Origin of the sequence: Streptobacillus notomytis (assembly GCF_001902585.1) — a bacterium.
In the GTDB taxonomy this organism is placed as follows: Bacteria; Fusobacteriota; Fusobacteriia; order Fusobacteriales; family Leptotrichiaceae; genus Streptobacillus; species Streptobacillus notomytis.
Genome location: NZ_LKKV01000038.1, coordinates 1 through 311 on the forward strand (window position 1 = coordinate 1; position 311 = coordinate 311).

The 311-nt window shown below is 22.5% G+C and carries 1 protein-coding gene; it reads left to right on the forward strand.

Annotated elements, in window-relative coordinates; all coding sequences use genetic code 11:
- Positions 1 to 115: 115 nt before the first annotated feature.
- On the forward strand, positions 116 to 311 hold a 196-nt coding region (locus tag BUE91_RS01735; protein ID WP_143605897.1), incomplete at its 3' end, for an ATP-binding cassette domain-containing protein.

Sequence of the window (311 nt, forward strand, 5' to 3'; positions counted from 1 at the left end):
ATAAAATATACATTATTAGAACCATTAAACATATATACATTTATAAAATTAAATAATATAATTACAGTTTTAATTATAGCTACAAAAATAAATTGGAAGCAAGGTGAAAAAAAATATGAAAGCTCAGGGTCATAGTAACATAAAAGTTGAAAATTTAACGAAAGAATATACAATATATAAAAGAAAAGGTTTGTTTAGTAGAGAAAAGAAAATAATTCGAGTTGTATCTAATCTTAATTTTGAAATTAATGAAGGGGAAAGGTTAGGATTTTTAGGACCTAATGGAAGTGGAAAATCAACTACTATTAAAA